The organism is Corallococcus sp. AB045 (assembly GCF_003668895.1).
Lineage (GTDB): Bacteria > Myxococcota > Myxococcia > Myxococcales > Myxococcaceae > Corallococcus > Corallococcus coralloides.
In genome coordinates this window covers 14,973-31,093 of sequence record NZ_RAWN01000118.1, presented here as the reverse complement: position 1 = coordinate 31,093, position 16,121 = coordinate 14,973, and the positions used below count along the sequence as shown (strand labels likewise).

Sequence of the window (16,121 nt, the reverse complement as noted above, 5' to 3'; positions counted from 1 at the left end):
GCGCCGCTGACCCGCCCGAGTCACCCCTCCAGCCCAGTCCCTGAACAGCTCGCTCCTCGCGGCGCTCGCCGAGCACGGTCCGCGTTTGTCATCAAGCCTCCCGGCACGTCACTGGCCGGACGGTTACAGAGCCAACCCTCGCGCGTGGGCACGTACGTGATGTCCGTCACCCGGGCCTGGTCGGGCTTGGGTGGATTGAAGTCGCGAGCCAGCACGTTGGGCGCCACCGGCAGGCCATGCTTGGAGTCCGTGGTGTGCACGAATCTCCTGCGTCGGCGAGCCCGCAGCCCGGCTTCGCGCATCAGCCGGGCCACGCGGTGCCGGCCCACCTGCTGCCCCTGGGCCTTGAGCTCGGCGCGCACGCGTGGGCTGCCGTAGGTGCGGAGGCTGTCCTGGTGCACCTGCCGGATTCGCTCCGAAAGCACCGCGTTGGCCTTCTGCCGTGCGGACACCTCCCGCCCTTCCCAGGCGTAGTAGCCCGCCCGGGACACCTTCAGTACACGACACAGCAGGGCTACCGGGTAGTGCGCCTTCTCCTCCTGGATGGCCGCGAACCTCACGTGCTCTCCCTGGCGAAGAAGGCCGCCGCGTTTTTTAATATTTCACGCTCCATCCGCAGCTGGCGCACCTCGCGGCGCAGTTGGGCGAGTTCTTCCTTCTCGCCCGTCGTCAGCGCCCCGGATGGCCCCTGGCCCGCATCGGCGCGGGCCTGCCTCACCCAGGTTTCCAAGGCGCTGCGCGTCAGGTCCAGGTCCTTGGCCACCTGCGCCCGGGACTTGCCCTCCTCCAGCACCAGCTTCACCGCCCGGGCTTTGAACTCCGGCGTGTACGTCCTGCGCTCTCGTCTCGGCATCGTCGTGGACATCCTTCGGTCACCTCATCTCGGGTGTCCACAAAGTCCGGGGAGGCTCAAATGGTGCTTTTCCTCTCACGAGGACAACACCCATCGGCTTACCTCATCCGCTGGGCGCTGTGAGGCGGTCGCTTCAGCGCGAGGCCTTCTTCAGCAGGGCCTCGGTGTGGTCGAGCAGCTCCGGTCCGCCGGGCTGCTCGTGACCGGGGATGATGATGCGAGCGTTGGGGAAGTGCTCGCGCTCGCGCTGGATGCTCGAGGGCCACGCGGCGACATCCGCGTCCTCCAGGTTGCCCAGGCTCTTCGCGTGGGCGTCCTTGATGAAGCAGCCGCCGTAGAGGATGCCTGACGCCGGGTGCATGACGACGAGGTTGTCGGGCGAATGCCCCGCGCCGGGGAAGAACACCGACAGCGGCCCGAAGTCCTGCGCATCCGCCAGCCGCTTCGAGGGAACGGGGTTGCCTTGCTTGCCAGCGCGCAGCGCCGTGTCCTCGCGCGCGTGGACGGGGATGCCCTGCGCGTCGAGCGTGGGGATGCCGCCGGTCCGGTCGACGTGGAAGTGCGTCACCACCGCGGCGCGCACCGGATGGTGGAGCGTGTCGCGGGCCCAGGTGAGCAGCGCCTGGGCGTGCTCCGGCGTCCAGCCGGTGTCGACGAGGATGGACGCGTCACCGTCCTCCACGAGGAGCCCGTTCGCGGTCACACCCGCCCAGTCTCCGCCCGCTTCCGTGACATGCATCCACACGCCAGGCGCCATGCGCCGCACTCGGACGTCCTTCGCGAGCACGAACTCCTCCTGGGAAGGGGGAGGCGGCACGGAGGGCGTGGAGGCACAGGCCGTGAGGAGGAGCAGGAGGGGACCGCAGCGCAGTGGATTCATGAGGCTCCAGAGAGGGGAACGCATGGGAAGCCCGCCGCGAGTGCAAGATGGATGCACAGCGGATCCGCATGAAGCGCGTGGCTTGCGTGACACACGCGCGTCCTTGGAGCCGCGCTACGGTGCGGACTTCTTCTTCAGCTCTTCGATGGCCCGGTTGAACGTCTGCGGGTTGCAGGCCTTGCCTCCGGGAGGGTTTCCCGCCGCGCGCGTGAGGGCGGGCAGGGCGGCGGGGTTGCCAAGGCTCACCAGCCGCAACGCTGCTTTCGTGCGCACGCCGCAGTCGCTGGACTCCAACGACGTGGAGTAGAGTCCCACCAGGTCCAGGCCCTCGCTGTCCCTCGAGTCCAGATAGCGCAGCGCGCCCCACTGCTTCGTCGAGGGCGCTCCCCGGGCCAGGGACTCGAGATGGGAGCGCACCGTCGTGGCGGGCAGCGCCTCCAGGGCCCGACGCGCGGAGAGGTCCTTCTCGTTGTCTCCGAAGTCCGCGGCGAGCCCGTCCAGGAGCCGCGGCTCCGGCGCCTTCCTGCCTTCCTCGTCGAGGCCCAGGATGAGGCCGTGCTCCTCGTTGTGCCGGTTCAGCGCGTGCTTCACCACCGCGCGCAGCCGCGTCGCTTCCGCGTCATCCGGTGCGCCTGGCGCCTCCAACCGCTGGAGCGCCTCCTTGGGCTTGTCTTCGTTCAGCAGCCCGCGCGCCTGCACCAGCGGGTCATTCGCGTGCACCGTCCAGGCGACGCCTGCTCCCAGCAGCAGCACCAGTGCTCCCACGGCGCCAGCCGTCGCGCGCGGACGCTGACGCAGGAAGGCCATGCCCTGACGCACCTTCGTGCTCAGTCCCGCCAGCGGTGACTGCTTCGTCCCGGGCTCGTGGAGGCCCAGCGCCGCGCCGAACGGCGAGCCCTCCGTCGCGCGCGTCACCCGGTACAGCTGCACCTTCTCATCGCGCCCGGGCAGGGGAATGGTGCCGCAGGGCTCGGCGGCGGCCTCGGCGCGGTTTCGCACCATGTTCACGGCTTCGGTGAAGGTCACCTCGTCCGCGGCGGCCACGTGCTCCACCGCCTTCACGACCTCCATCGGCTCGCCGAGCACGGAGTCGTTCGTCACCAGCACCTCGCCCGCGTGCAGGCACACGCGGACGTGGAGCTGATGCTCTTCCGGCACCGTCTGGTTGTAGCGCCACAGCGCCTGCTGCATCGCCATGCCGCAGCGGATGGAGGCGCTGGGGGCCCGGAAGACCGCGACCAGTGCGTCTCCGCGCTTCTGCACCAGCTTGCCGTCGTGCTCGCGCACCAGCGGCATCAGCAGCCGGTCGTGCGTGTCCAGCATCCGCGCGTTCTCCTCGTGCGTCTGCCGGCTCATCCGGTCGGTGAAGCCCTGGATGTCGGTGAGCATCACCGTCACGTTCTGCGCCTTCGTCACCGCCGCGCCGCCCGTCACCGCTCCCAGCGCGCCCGACAGCAGGCCCGTGGTGCCGAACGCCGCCGTGCCCGTGCGCGGCTGTGCCTGCACTGGAGGCGCCGTCACCGAGGGCGCAGCCTGCGCCACGCCGAACGCCGACGTGCCAGCGCCCGGGCTCGCGGGCGCGGGATTCACGCCGAACGCCGCCGTGCCCGAACCCGGGACGGCCGGAGCCGCCGGGTTCATTCCGAAGGCGGCCGTGCCGGCGGAGGGCGTCGTGTTCGCATGGACGATGGGCGTGCCCTGGCTGGGCGTGAACGCCATCAGCGCCGCGTGCGCCAGGCCCAGCGCGTCCGCCAGCTCGTTCGCCGTCTGGGGCCGCTTCGCCGGATCCTTGTCCAGCAGCCGCATCACCAGCGACAGCAGCCCCACGTAGCGCGACAGCTGCGGCGCCGCGCGATCCAGGGGCAGCGGCGCGTGCGAGGCGTGCTGCGACAGGAAGTGGCGCGGCGAAGGCCCGTCGAACGGCAGCCGCCCGGACAGCACGCGGTAGGCCAGCACCCCGAAGGAGTACAGGTCGCTGCGCGTGTCCACCTTCGCGCCCACGGCCTGCTCCGGAGAAAGGTACTCCGGCGTGCCCAGCACCACGCCCACCTGGCTGAGCGCGCTGCCCGCCTCCGGCTCCACCAGCCGCGCGATGCCGAAGTCCAACAGCCGCGCCTGTTCTCCGCGCGCGGACGGGGAGATGAGGACGTTCTCCGGCTTCAGGTCGCGGTGGATGATGCCCTTGTCGTGGATGGCGGCCAGCCCTTCCGCCAGCTGCTGGAGCAGCGCCAGCCCGCGGGGCGCGAGCAGCGGGCCGCCCTGGAGCGCGTCGTAGAGGCTCTGCCCCTCCACGAACTCCATGACGAGGCACGCGGCGTCGCCGGACTGGCCGAAGTCCACGATGCGCACCACCGCCGGGTGCTCCACCGCGGAGAGGAGGCGCGCTTCGCGCTTGAAGCGCTCGGCCATGCCGGCCTGGGCGTGCAGATCGTGGTGGAGGACCTTGATGGCGACCTTGCGGCCCAGGGAGACCTGTTCGCCCAGGTACACCTCACCCATGCCCCCAGAGCCCAGGGGCTTGAGAACCCGGAATCGACCGTCGAGAACCAGTGCGTCGGGGGCCAGCACGGCGCGGCATCTTGCACGGCTTCCGCTTTGGGCGCATGACGTTCCTCCAGGACGGAATCACCTGGGCAACGCCTGGGTACGCCGTGCCCCGCCGCCTGCCTTCCAGGCGGGGGTTTGCCTAAAAATTCCAGGGCTTAGGGGTCATGGTAGCCTCCCCAGCCTCCTCCGATGGCCACTGATAGCGAGTCCCCCAAGCCCGTCGCGCCTGCTTCTGGCGCCGCCCCCGAGCTTCGCCTGTTGGATCGGCGTGCGTTCGTGGGCTTTCCGGCATTGGAGGTCCAGCCAGGGCTGCGCATCGCCGACTTCGCGCTCCAGATTCCGGACGTCAGCTTCCCGTTCAACGTCAGCGCGGGCGCCACGCGCTACCAGCGCAAGAAGCTGCTCTTCGGCTTCCTGGAGCTGACGGTCGACGCGGACCTCATCACGCGCAAGGTGGCGGAGCTGGCCGGGCGGCTCGCGGGCATCGAGGAGCTGCGGCTGCACTTCCGCCCCGGCTACCTGGAAGGCCAGGGCCGGCTGCCGGCGCCGGAGCGCACGCCGTTCACGTTCAAGATCGCCTTCGACGCGGACGGGGACCGGCTGGCCGTCTACGTCTACGACGTGCGACTGTATGGCTTCTCCGCCACGCCGTCGGTGCAGCTGCCGGGCCTGTTGTCCGAGGCCGTGGGCGCGCTGGGCCTGCTGCCGGACGTGGAGGTGCGAGGCGCGACCGGCTTCTCCACCCGCGTGCTGCCCTCGCTGTGTGAGCTGGCCGCGCTGAGCCGGGGTTACAAGGTGCCCACGCTGGACACCGCGCGCCTGTCCGCGGCGGAGGTCTCCAGCACGGGCCTGCGCCTGCGCTTCGCCGCCGGAGGGCTGCCGCCGCCCGCCGCGCCGGACGAGGAGCTGATGCTGGCGCTGGAGGGCGCTCGGGCCTTCGCGGACGCGGAAGGCCTGGTCGCGCAGGGACGGCTCGCGGAGGCGCGGCAGGCCTACCTCCAGGCCGGTGACGCGCAGGACGCGCACCCGTTCGCGGCGGAGCGGTTGCTGGCGCTGCTCGTCGCGGATCCGCAGGCGCATGACCTGGCCCTGGACGTGGCGGCCACGCTGTCGCGCCGACGCGACCGCAGCCCCGCGGCGCTGTGGGGCGAGGCCGTGGTGCGCGAGCGCCGGGGCGAAGGTGCCCGCGCGGCGGAGCGCTACCTGGCGCTGTGCGCGCTGGCCCGCCGCACGTCGGAAGAGGCCGCCGCGTTCTTCGCCGCCGAGGCCGCCGCGCGCTCCTCGCGCGACACCGCGCCCCAGGTGGCGGTGAAGGCGCTGCATGAGCTGCTGGGCCTCAAGCCGGACCACCTGCCGTCGTTGAAGGCACTGGCGCGCGCGTCGGATCAGGCGCGCGACCGGGCGGGCGCGGTGCGGGCGTACCGGCGGCTCGCGGCCCTGGCTCGCGATCCGTTGGAGGCCGCGGACGCGCACGTGCATCTGGCGCGGCTGTGCGCGCAGACGGAGGACGACATCGCGGGGGCCCGGCTGCACTGCGAGGCCGCGCTGCGTTTGTCGCCAGACCAGCCGGACGCGCTGCTGCTGTTGGGCGAGCTGTGCCACCGCGGCGGTGAGCACCTGCGCGCGCTGAAGGCGCTGGACCGGCTGCGCGAAGTGTCCATGGCGCGCCATGAGCTGGACCGAGTGGGACAGGCAGACCTGCTCGCGGGCCGGGTGTGGGAAGAGGGCCTGAAGCAGCCGGAGAACGCGCTGCTGCGCTACCGCGAGGCGGTGTCGCTGCTGCCCGGTGAGCCGGAGCCGCTGTTCGCCTCCGCGCGCGTGGCCGAAGGCCTGGGCCGGTTGCAGGAGGCACTGAGCGGCTACCAGCAGGCGCTGGAGCTGGCGGGGCCGGCGCCGCGCTCGGAGAGCGTCCGTCACGCCGCGCACGAGAGCCACCACGCGCTGGCACGCCTGTCGCGCACGAAGCTGGGCGACCCGGCGCGGGCGCGTGAGCACCTGGAAGCGGCGCTCGCGTTGGATCCGCGCGACGCGGTGGCGCTGGACGAACTGATTCCGTACTTCCGCGTCACCGGCCGCTCGCAGGAGCTGGCCGAGGCGCTGGAGAAGGCCGCCGCCCTCAAGGAGGAGCCGAAGGCCCGCGCAGCGCTGTGGGCCGAAGCGGGCGAGCTGTACCGGGGCAAGCTCCAACTGGCGGACAAGGCCGACAAGCTGCTCACGCTCGCGCTGGAGGCGGATGGCGACCACCGGCCCGCGCTGGAGTCGCTGCTCGCGCTGGCCGAGGCCCGCCGCGACGGCGCGCAGCTCACCCGCTGCCTCGCGGCGCTGGCGCGGCTGACGACGGAGCCAAAGGAGCGGGCGCAGAAGTACCGCCGCCTCGCGGTGGCCGCGCGCGACCTGGCCTTCGACCTGGACCTCGCCGTGCACGCGTTGCAGGAAGTGCTGCGCGCGGAGCCGGACGACCTGCCGGCGCTGGGCGAGCTGTGCGCGTTGCAGCGCAAGCGCTCCGACCTGGCGGGGCTCGCCACCGCGCTGGAGGACCGCGCGCGCGTGGCGGAAGCGCAGGGCGACAAGCGGCTGGCGGCGGCGGCGTTGCGCGAACTGGCCGGCGTGCTGGAGGCGCGGCTGGGTCGCGTGGGTGACGCGCTGGTGGCGCTGGAGAAGGCCGCGCGGCTCGCTCCGGACGCGGCGGTGCTGCTGGACCTGGCGGACCTGAGCCTGCGCTGCGAGCGGCCCGAGCACGCCCGTCGCGCGCTGGAGTCGCTGCTGGCCACGCTGCCGCGCACCGCGGCGCCGGAGAAACTGGCGGACGTGCGCGCTCGGCTGGGCCGGGCGTGCGAGCTGTTGGGTGACCGCGAGGGCGCCATCGCCGCGTACGCGCAGGCGTTCCCGCTGCGGCGGCTGGACGACGTGCTCGCCACGCGGCTGGAGGCCCTCTACACGGAGGCCGGCGAGACGCAGGCGCTGGCCGAGCTGTGGGCCACGCGCGCGCAGGCGCTGGCGGGCGCGGACCGGGCGGAGGAGGCGGCGCCGCTGTTCCTCCAGAGCGCTCGTGCCCTGCTGGAGCGCGGAGAGAAGGCCGCCGCGCTGATGCGCCTGGCCTCCGCGCTGGAGGCGAGCCCCGAGGGACCGCTCGCCGCGGAAGTGCTGGAGGCCCTGGCCGAGCTGGAGCTGGAGCGCGGCGAGAAGCTGGAGGCGGCGCGGCTGTACGCGCGGCGGGCCACGTTGGTGCCGGATGAGCGGGCGGGCGCGAAGCTGCTCTTCCGCGCGTCGCTGCTGGCCGCGGGCACGAGCCGCGAAGAGGCCTTCCTCGCCGAGGCGCTGGAGCGCGACGCGACGTTCGCGCCCGCGCGCATCCGCCGGGGCGAGCTGCGTCTGGCCACGGATGCCCGCGCCGCGCTGGAGGACTTCGAGGCGGTGCTGGCGCTGCCGCCCGCGGACGTGGATGCCCCGCGCGAAGCGGAGCGTGTGGCCCTCACGCGCAAGGCCGCCACCGCCGCCGTGCGCGCGAACCGCACGGACGCGGCGCGGCGCCTGCTCGCGGAGTTCTCCGCGCGCACGCCGGAGGACCTGGACGCGCGGCTGGAGCTGGCCTCGCTGCACCGCAAGGCCGGCGCCCGCGAGGCCCTCGCGGACCTGCTGGTGGAGCTGTGGCCGCGCCTCGCCGGAGACGCCCGCCGTCAGGCCCGTCGCGAGCTGGCCGAGCTGTGCCTCTCCCTGGGCCGCGCGAGCGCCGCGGCGGATTCGCTGCGCAGCTTGCTGGCGGAGGAGCCGCAGGACGCGTGGGCGGCGCAGGCGCTGCTGGAGCTGCTGCCTCCGCCCGGCACGGGCACCCCGGAAGAAGAGTCCGAGCGGCTGGAGCTGCTGGGCACGCTGGTGTCCGCCGCGTCGGGTGAGGCCCGTTCCGAGCTGCTCGCGCGCCGGGCCATGCTGCACCGGAGCGCCGGCCGCACGGGTCCCGCGCGCGACGACTGCGCCCAGGCCGCGAAGCTGTCGCGCCGGCCCGCGCCGTTGCTGCTGATGCTGGCGGAGCTGGCGCGTGAAGCGTCGGACGCGCCCGCGGAGCTGGATGCGTGGCGCCGCGCCGTGGCCGCCGATGCCACCCTGGGCGCCCGTGCCCGGGAGCGGCTGCTGGCCCTGGCCACCGTGCTGCTGGAGAAGGACGAGCGCGCCTCCGCCGGAGACGCGCTGCGCGCCGCCATCGCGCTGGAGCCGCCCGCCGACGCGCGGTGCGATGCCTTCTTCCAGCTCGCCGAGCTGGCCCGCCGCGACGGCAAGCCCGCGGACGAAGCCGCCGCGCTGGCCGAGGCCGCGCGCCAGGGGCCCATCGCCCGCCGCGTGGAAGCGCTCCTGATGCGCGCCGCGCTGCTCGAAGGCCAGGGGGACCGCGAGGACTCCGCGCGCGACCTGGAAGCCGCGCTCGGCCTGGCACCGCGCCACGAGGAAGCCACGCTCGCGTTGCAGCGCGTGCTGCGCGACCTGGAGGACTGGGCCCGGCTCGCGGAGTTGCTCGCCGCCGAGGCGCCCCACGCGCCGCCCGCCGCCGCCGCGTCGCTGTACTCGGAGCTCGCGAGCCTCTACCTCGACCGGTTGGGGCAGGGCGCGCCCGCCGAGGCCGCGCTGCGCCAGGCGCTGCGGCTGGCTCCGGAGGACGCGGCGGTGCGCCGCCGGCTGGTGTCGCTGGTGGCCGGTCGCGGAGAGCTGCTGGAGGCCGCGGGCCTGCTGGAGGCCGCGGCGGAGGACGCCGACGCCGCCGAGGCCGCTGCGCTGCTGCGCGAGGGTGTCACCTACGCGCGGCAGGCCCAGGAGCTGGACCGGGCGCTGGCCCTGGCGCGTCGTGCGCATGAGCGGGTGCCCGCGAAGGGCGAGGACCTGGCCACGCTGGCGGACCTGCTCTACCTGCGCGGCGCGGTGCGCGAAGCGCTGCCGTTGCAGGAGGCCCTGGTCCAGGCCGCGGACTTCCGCGCGGCCCCGGAGGCGGCGGAGGCCACGAGCCTGCGCCTGGGCGACCTGGCCGAGCAGTCCGGCGACGTGAAGCGCGCGGTGGCCGCGTACCGGTACCTGCTCACGCAGCGTCCGCTGTGCGAGCGCGCCGTGGAGCGGCTCTCCGCATTGCTGGAGCGCGACGACCCGCGCGGTGCCTTCGAGGTGCGCGTCGCCCACGCGCGCGTGCTGGCGCCGTCCGAGGACACCGTCGCGCGGCTGGTGTCGCTGGCGGAGCGGGCGCGCGAGGCGCTGGCGGACGCGGCCATCGCCGCATCGCTGCTGTCCCACGCGGCGCAGATGGCCAAGGAGCCCCTGCCGCTGCGCCGCCGGCTCGTCGCCCTCTATCGCGAGACGGGCCGCACGTCGGAGCTCATGGCGGAGCTCCAACCGGTGGCCGCGCTCAGCCTCCAGGCCGGGGACGTGGACGCCGCGCTCGCGGCCTACGACGAGGAGGCCCGGCTCGCGGAGGCGATGGGCCGCACGGACGAAGCGTTGCGCTCGTTCGCCAACGCCCGTGACCTGCTCGCCGCCGGTGAACGCAACGCCGAGGCCGCCGCGTGCGAGCGCCGCCGCGCGGAGCTACTGCGCGACGTGAAGCTGGACCTGAACGCGGCGGAGGCCTCGCTGGAGCGTGCCTTCGAATTGGCCGCGGAGCTGGACACCGCGCGCATGGGCGCGGCCCTGGCCGAGCGCCGTGACGATGCGGCCGCCGAGGCGCGCTGGTGGGAGCGCGGGCTGCCCCGGATGACGGGCACGCGCGAGGGCGCGGCGGTGCTGCTGCGCCTCGCGCGCCTGAACCTGGGCGAGCTCGCGGACACGCCGAAGGCGGAGGGCTTCCTGCGCCAGGCCCTGCGCCAGGACCGGTGGCTCACGGAAGCCGAAGGTCTGCTCGCGGAGCTGCTGGAGCGCGACGGCCGGCTCGCGGAGCTGGCCGCCTGGTACGAGGAGTGCGCGGAGTCGGAGCTCGACGCCGACCGTCACGCGGCGCTGCTGTACCAGGCCGCGGTCCTCTACCGCGACCGCGCGAACAAGCCGGAGGCCGCCGCCGCCGCGCTCATCGCCGCGCGCGCCGCGAAGCCGGACGACCTGAACCTGACCGCGCAGGCCGCGGAGCTGCTGCACCAGGTGCGCCGCCCCGCGGACGCCGCCGAGTTCGACGCCATCCTGTTGGAGGCGGACCCGTTCCGGGAGCCCGTCTTCACGCGCCACCGCGCCTACCTGGAGGAGAGCGGGGAGCGTCAGGCCCTGGCCGAGCTGATGCTCCGCCGCGCCGAGCGCCAGGCGCCCGCCGAGGCCGCCGCGAGCTACCTCGCCGCCGCGAGCGCCTTCCGCGAAGAAGGTGCCCGCGAGCGCGCCATCCTCTGTGAGGATCGCGCCTTCGAGCTTGATCCCGCCAACGCGGAGGCCTTCCAGCACGTGCGCGAGCGCGCCGCCGGAGACGTGCGCCGGCTGGCGGACCTGCTGGGCCAGCGCGCGGAGGCCGTGACCCCCGAGGACGCGTTGCCCCTGTTGCGTGAGCGGGCCCAGCGCCTGCTGGACGCAGGCGAAGCGCTCAAGGCCGCGGAGGCCTTCGACGATTACCTGGGCCGCGCGGGCGGTGACGTGGACGCTCTCTGCGCGCGCGCCGAGCTGGCCGCCCAGGGCGGAGGCCCCGCCGCCGCGCAGCCGTATGACCGCCGGGTGCTGGCGCTGGGCGGGGACTCGCTGCCGGTGCCGGTGCGCGTTCGCACGTGGCTGCGCCTGGGCCATGCGTCGCTCGCGTCGGGCGCGTTCCACGACGCGGCGGATGCCTTTGAAGCCGTGGTGTCGCTGGAGCCGGAGGGCGCGCGCGGCGGTGAGGCGCTGTCGCTGCTCGCGGAGGTGCACTCGCGCACGGGCAACGGCCCCGGCCTGTACCGGGCGTCGTTGCAGCTGGCGCGCAGGGCCCAGGACGCGGCGACGGAAGAGGTGCTGCTGCGCCGCGCGGCCGACCTCTTCGACGACCCGCGCGAGGCCATCGACGCGCTGGTGCCCCTGGCCCGGCTGCGCCCGGCGGACGCGGGCGTCATCGACCGTGCGGTGGAGGGCCTGCGCGCCCTGGGCCGCCACGGCGACCTGCTGGGCATCTACGAAGCGGGCGCGGAGGCCGCGGGAGGCTCGCGCGCCGCGGAGCTGCTGCTCGCCGCCGCGTCCGTGGCGAACGAGTCGCTGTCGGACGCGGACACGGCGTGGGCCCTCACGCGCCGCGCGGCGGAGGCGGATCCGGAGAGCCCGGCCGCCCTGCGCGCGCTGGTGGACGGCCTGCGTGCGCGCAAGGAGTCCACGGAGCTGCTCGCCGCGCTGGAGCGGCTGATTCCGCTCACGGACGACGCGGACGAGTCCGCGGTGCTCCGGCTGGAGTTCGCGGAGCTGGCGAAGGGCTCGGCCCGCGAGGAAGCCGCTCGCGACGCGCTGGAGGCCGTGGTGGCTCGGGGTGCTTCCGGTGCCGGCTACGCCGATGCGCTGGAGGCACTGGAGCCGCTGCTCGGTGATGCGCACGCGCGCCGCGCCGAGGTGCGCGTGGCCCGCGCGGAGCTCGTGTCGGGCGAGCAGCGCGTGTCGCTGCTGGTGGCCGCCGCGCGCGCCTTCGAGAAGGCAGGCCTGCTGGAAGACGCGCTGAAGGCCGCGAAGGCCGCCGTCGCCACGGAGCCGGACCTGCGCGCCGCGCTGCTCGTCGCGCACCTGCACCGCGCCTCCGGAGACGCGCCCCGCGCGGCCCGCGCGCTGTTGCAGGCGGCCCGGCTCGCCGCGCCAGAGGAGCGTCCCCCGCTGCTGCTGGAGGCCGCCGGCCTCTGGGAGAAGGCGGGCGAGATGGGCGAGGCGCTGGAGGTCGTCGAGCGCATCGCCACCGACGCGCCGGACATGCTGTCCGCGTCGGAGCTGGCCGAGCGCTTCGCTCGTCTGGGCGCCTTCGCGCGCGCCCTGGACGTTGGCTTCGCGCCCGCCATGGCCGCGGGCGAGTACACCGACGCGCTGGCCATGGCCGCGCAGGCGGGCGACGTGGCCCGCACGCGCGTGGCCCTCTGGGCCCTGGTCGCGATGCCGGACGCGGACCCGGCCCACGCCTCCGCGCTGGCGGACGGACTGCGCGAGGACGCGGAGTGGGAAGGCCTGCTGGAGCTGGCGGCGCTCTCCTACGAACGTGACGCCGCCTTTGCCGTGGCGCTGCGTGACGAAGTACTGCGCGCCCGTCCGGCCCCGGTGTTCGCGCGTCTGCGCGCCCTGGAAGAGGTGGGCGGAGAGCCCGGCCTCGGCGCGCGACTGATGCTCCTGTTGCCGGAGCTGGGCCTGGAGCCGGAAGCACTGGCCGAAGCGGTTCTCGTCCGCGTGCGCGCGCTGCCGGAGCCCGCGAGGCTGGAGTCCCTGGCCTTCGCCGCGGATGGTTGGCCCGCGCGCCGTGAAGAGCTGCTGCGCGAGCGCTACACCCTGGAGCGCGAGCTGGGCCGCCTGGAGTCCGCGGAGCGCACGCTGGCGCTAATCGCCCAGGACACGAAGGACGCGAAGGCGCGCGCGCTGCTGCACCTGGAGCGCGGCGAACTCTTGCAGGGCCCCCTGGCCCAGCCCGCCGAGGCGCGCGAGGCCTTCGAGGCCGCCCTCACCGACGACGCGGACAGCCTCGCCGCCGTGCAGTCGCTGCTCGCGCTGGTGGACGAGGCGCGCGAGTCCACGGTGTTCCTCACGCTGGCGGACACCCTCGCGAAGCTCGCGGGCGCCGAAGCGTGGGCGCCGTACCGCGAGCGCCTGGCGGACGCCTACGAAGCGCAGCAGCGCTGGGCCGAAGCGGCCACGCAGCTGGAGCAGCTCCCGGACACGGACGAGCGGCTGGCCCGCCGCGTGAAGTTCGCGGAAGCGCGCGGCCTGGTGGGCGAAGCGCTGCGGCTGCGCGAGCGCCTCACGCAGGACCCCGCGGAGTTGGAGGTCATCCTCCGCGGCTACCTGGACGCGCAGCTCGTGGGCCCGGCGGTGCGCCTGGCGGAGCGGCTCGCGGACGCGCAGCAGCTCACGCCCGCGCTGACGCGGTGGGTGACCGAGCGCTTCTCTCCGTCCCCTGACGGCGCGGTGCTCGCGGTGCGCTTCTGGCCCGCGCTCCTGCGTGAGAAGTGGCCGGACGTGGACGGCTGGACGCTGTACGCGGAAGCGCTGCACGCCCTGGGACGTCCGGAGGCGGAGCGAACGGACGGCATCGGAGCCGCGCTCGTGGGCAGCGACGCCCCCGCGCCGCGCGCGCCCGTGTCCAGGTTGGAGCGTCCCGCGCAGGACTTCCATCACCCGGAGCCTGACGGCCTGGTGCCGGTGACGGAACAGAGCCTCGCGCGGCTGCACGTCGCGCTGAAGCCGGTGCTCGAGTCGCTGGGCGCGCAAGGCGTGCGCGTGTCCGTGGACCCGCGCGGCGGCGTGGAGGCGTACCTCACGTCGCCGGACGCGCTGGTGCTGGGAGCGGGCGCGCTCGGCTGCTTCGGCGCGGTGGAGCTGGGCTGGCTGTGCGCGCTGGCGCTGGCGCTGGGCTTGGAGGGCGTGGAGCTCACCCGTCCCGGCGCGGTGCTGGCGTGGGAGGACGCGGTGGTGGCGGCCTGGCGCGCGATGCCCGCGTCGCTGGCGGCGGGGCGCGTGCTGGCGCGGCTGGACTCGGACGTGCGTGGCGGTGACCCGGCCAGCGTGGATGTGGGTGCGGTGCTGTCCCGCAGCGAGGCCTTCCGCCAACTGGCCCTGGCGTCGCTGGACGCCTAACCTGGAGCGCGTCATGCACCTGAAGCGACTGGCAGTGGCGCTCTTCCCCGCGGCGGCCCTGGCCGTGGCGGTGGGCTGTTTCTCCGACCCCGTCTACCCGGGCGACCAGGTGATGGGCACGTTCCGCTTCCAGGCGAAGCTGGACGCGGCGCGCACCACGTGTGACGCGGGCGCGCGCGACTTCGCGCAACTGGACGACGCGGGCAGCTTCTACTTCGAGGGCACCTTCTCCCGCGACACCGACGCGGGCACGGGCTTCTTCACCGTGCAGGGCTTCTCACGCGACGCGGGCTACACCGGCCAGAGCGTGTCCTCCACCCACCGCGCCATCGCGCGCCGCGACTCGTGCGGCACCGGCTGCGAGGACTCCGAAATCGAGGAGTCCATGAACGTCATGCTCCTGAGCGACAGCCAGGCGCGCAACGTGGCCCGCGACTGCAAGCGCCTGGACGGCGGCGTGCCGGAGGGCGACATCCCCGCGCCCACGGAGAACGGCTACGACGTGTCGCTCGCGTGTGGCTCGCTCACGGACATCTTCCTGCCGGGCAAGGGAGCGAGCTGCAAATGCAACCCGGTCACCTGCACCACCGTGTACACGGTGAGCGGCGACCGCATCGACTGAAACACCCGGGGCCTGTCCCCGTCGTGTAACGTGCGCCGCCCCGAAGTGGAGGATGGAATGGCGAAGCGTGCGGTGGTGCTCCTGTCCGGAGGCCTGGACTCAACGACGTGCCTGGCGATGGCGAAGGCGGACGGCTTCGAGCCGGTGTGCCTCTCTATCGCCTACGGACAGCGCCACTCGGTGGAGCTGGAGCGGGCGAAGAAGGTCGCGGCCACCATGGGCGTGCGTGACGTGCGCGTGGTGACGGTGGACCTGCGGCAGGTGGGCGGCTCCGCCCTCACGGACGACATCCCGGTGCCCAAGGACCGCTCGGAGGACGACATGTCCCACGACGTGCCCGTCACCTACGTGCCCGCGCGCAACGCGCTGTTCCTCTCCATGGCGCTGGGCCTGGCGGAGGTGGTGGGCGCCACGGACCTCTACATCGGCGTCAACGCGGTGGACTACAGCGGCTACCCGGACTGCCGCCCGGAGTTCATCCGCTCGTTCGAGACCATGGCCCAGCTGGCCACCAAGGCGGGTGTGGAGGGCGCGACCTTCAAGGTGCACGCGCCGCTCTCCGGCCTCACCAAGGCGCAGATCATCCAGGCCGGCGTGAAGCTGGGCGTGGACTACGGGATGACGCACTCCTGCTACGACCCGGACGCCCAGGGCCGCGCGTGTGGCCGCTGCGACAGCTGCCTCCTGCGCGCCAAGGGCTTCCAGGAGGCGGGAGTGCCGGACCCCACCGTGTACACGGACGGGGTGCGCTGATGCGCGCCGCGGCCGGCCTCACGCTGTCCCTGGTGCTGCTCGGGAGCACTCCCGTCCTCGCGCAGGATGCGAAGCCGGCCGCGAAGCCGAAGCCCACCGCGCCGAAGGCGGAGCTGGTGGACGCAACCACCGTCATCCCGGACCTGGTGCTGGACCTGCGCTACGCGACGAAGGACAACTTCCTCAAGCGGCAGGTGTACCCGGACGGCGCGCGGTGTCTGTTGTTGCCGGACTCGGTGAAGCGCCTGACGCAGGCCGCGGACGTGCTGCGCCCCCAGGGCTACCGGCTGAAGGTGTACGACTGCTACCGGCCGCGCGCGGTGCAGTACGAGATGTGGAAGATCCTCCCGAAGCCCGGCTACGTGGCGAATCCGCGCAAGGGCTCCAACCACAACCGGGGCGGGGCGGTGGACCTGACCCTGGTGACGAAGGACGGGGCGGAGGTGGAGATGCCCACCGCCTTCGACGACTTCACCCCCGCGGCGCACCACGGCTACACCGGCGGCACCCCGGCTTCCCGCAAGCACCGCGAGGTGCTGCGCAAGGCCATGGAGGGCGCCGGGTTCCAGCGCAACCGGATGGAGTGGTGGCATTACGACCTGCCCGGCGCTACGAAATTGCCGGTGCTGGACGTGCCCTTCACCCCGGCGGGGTGATGCCTGGCCGCCTGCTGGCCCAGTGGTTTCGCGTGGTTGCGTCATGGACTGCGCGTTAGTGGGCGCGCGCGGGGAGTGCCT

Annotated in this window: 6 protein-coding genes and 1 pseudogene; 4 read left to right on the top strand and 3 right to left on the bottom strand. The window is 74.0% G+C overall.

The genetic code is table 11. The annotated features are described in order from the left end of the window. Positions 1-128: 128 nt before the first annotated feature. From D7Y21_RS42980 to D7Y21_RS25545, 3 genes and pseudogenes are all read right to left on the bottom strand, one after another. Positions 129-853, bottom strand: a pseudogene (locus tag D7Y21_RS42980) (IS3 family transposase); the annotation flags it as partial. Between the two features lie 133 nt (positions 854-986). Further along, the gene (bla, locus tag D7Y21_RS25550) at positions 987-1,733 is read right to left on the bottom strand and encodes a subclass B1 metallo-beta-lactamase (protein ID WP_233612276.1); all 747 of its coding nucleotides are present in this window, start codon (positions 1,731-1,733) and stop codon (positions 987-989) included. Positions 1,734-1,847: 114 nt separating this feature from the next. Beyond that, on the bottom strand, positions 1,848-4,283 hold the full coding sequence (locus tag D7Y21_RS25545; protein WP_370039209.1) for a protein kinase: 2,436 nt from the start codon (positions 4,281-4,283) through the stop codon (positions 1,848-1,850). A 186-nt stretch (positions 4,284-4,469) separates the two neighbouring features. Between D7Y21_RS25545 and D7Y21_RS25540 the strand changes: the two genes are divergently transcribed. From D7Y21_RS25540 to ddpX, 4 genes are read left to right on the top strand one after another with little or no spacing between them, the layout of a single operon-like run. Next, positions 4,470-14,009, top strand: coding sequence for a flagellar hook-length control protein FliK (locus D7Y21_RS25540; protein WP_121716271.1), 9,540 nt, complete (start codon positions 4,470-4,472; stop codon positions 14,007-14,009). Between the two features lie 13 nt (positions 14,010-14,022). Continuing rightward, positions 14,023-14,631, top strand: a complete 609-nt coding sequence (locus D7Y21_RS25535) for a hypothetical protein (RefSeq protein ID WP_121716269.1) — start codon at positions 14,023-14,025, stop codon at positions 14,629-14,631. A gap of 57 nt (positions 14,632-14,688) precedes the next feature. After that, positions 14,689-15,384, top strand: coding sequence for a 7-cyano-7-deazaguanine synthase QueC (gene queC, locus D7Y21_RS25530; RefSeq protein ID WP_120561320.1), 696 nt, complete (start codon positions 14,689-14,691; stop codon positions 15,382-15,384). Next, positions 15,384-16,040: a D-alanyl-D-alanine dipeptidase gene (ddpX, locus tag D7Y21_RS25525; protein ID WP_199735490.1), complete on the top strand. Its 657-nt coding sequence runs from the start codon at positions 15,384-15,386 to the stop codon at positions 16,038-16,040. The genes queC and ddpX overlap by 1 nt, the downstream gene beginning before the upstream one ends. Positions 16,041-16,121: the final 81 nt, after the last annotated feature.

What these genes read in the sequence shown, in the direction of transcription:
- bla (WP_233612276.1), bottom strand. Translation starts at nt 1,733, where the DNA reads ATGAATCCACTGCGCTGCGGTCCCCTCCTGCTCCTCCTCACGGCCTGT.
- D7Y21_RS25540 (WP_121716271.1), top strand. Translation starts at nt 4,470, where the DNA reads ATGGCCACTGATAGCGAGTCCCCCAAGCCCGTCGCGCCTGCTTCTGGC.
- D7Y21_RS25535 (WP_121716269.1), top strand. Translation starts at nt 14,023, where the DNA reads ATGCACCTGAAGCGACTGGCAGTGGCGCTCTTCCCCGCGGCGGCCCTG.
- queC (WP_120561320.1), top strand. Translation starts at nt 14,689, where the DNA reads ATGGCGAAGCGTGCGGTGGTGCTCCTGTCCGGAGGCCTGGACTCAACG.
- ddpX (WP_199735490.1), top strand. Translation starts at nt 15,384, where the DNA reads ATGCGCGCCGCGGCCGGCCTCACGCTGTCCCTGGTGCTGCTCGGGAGC.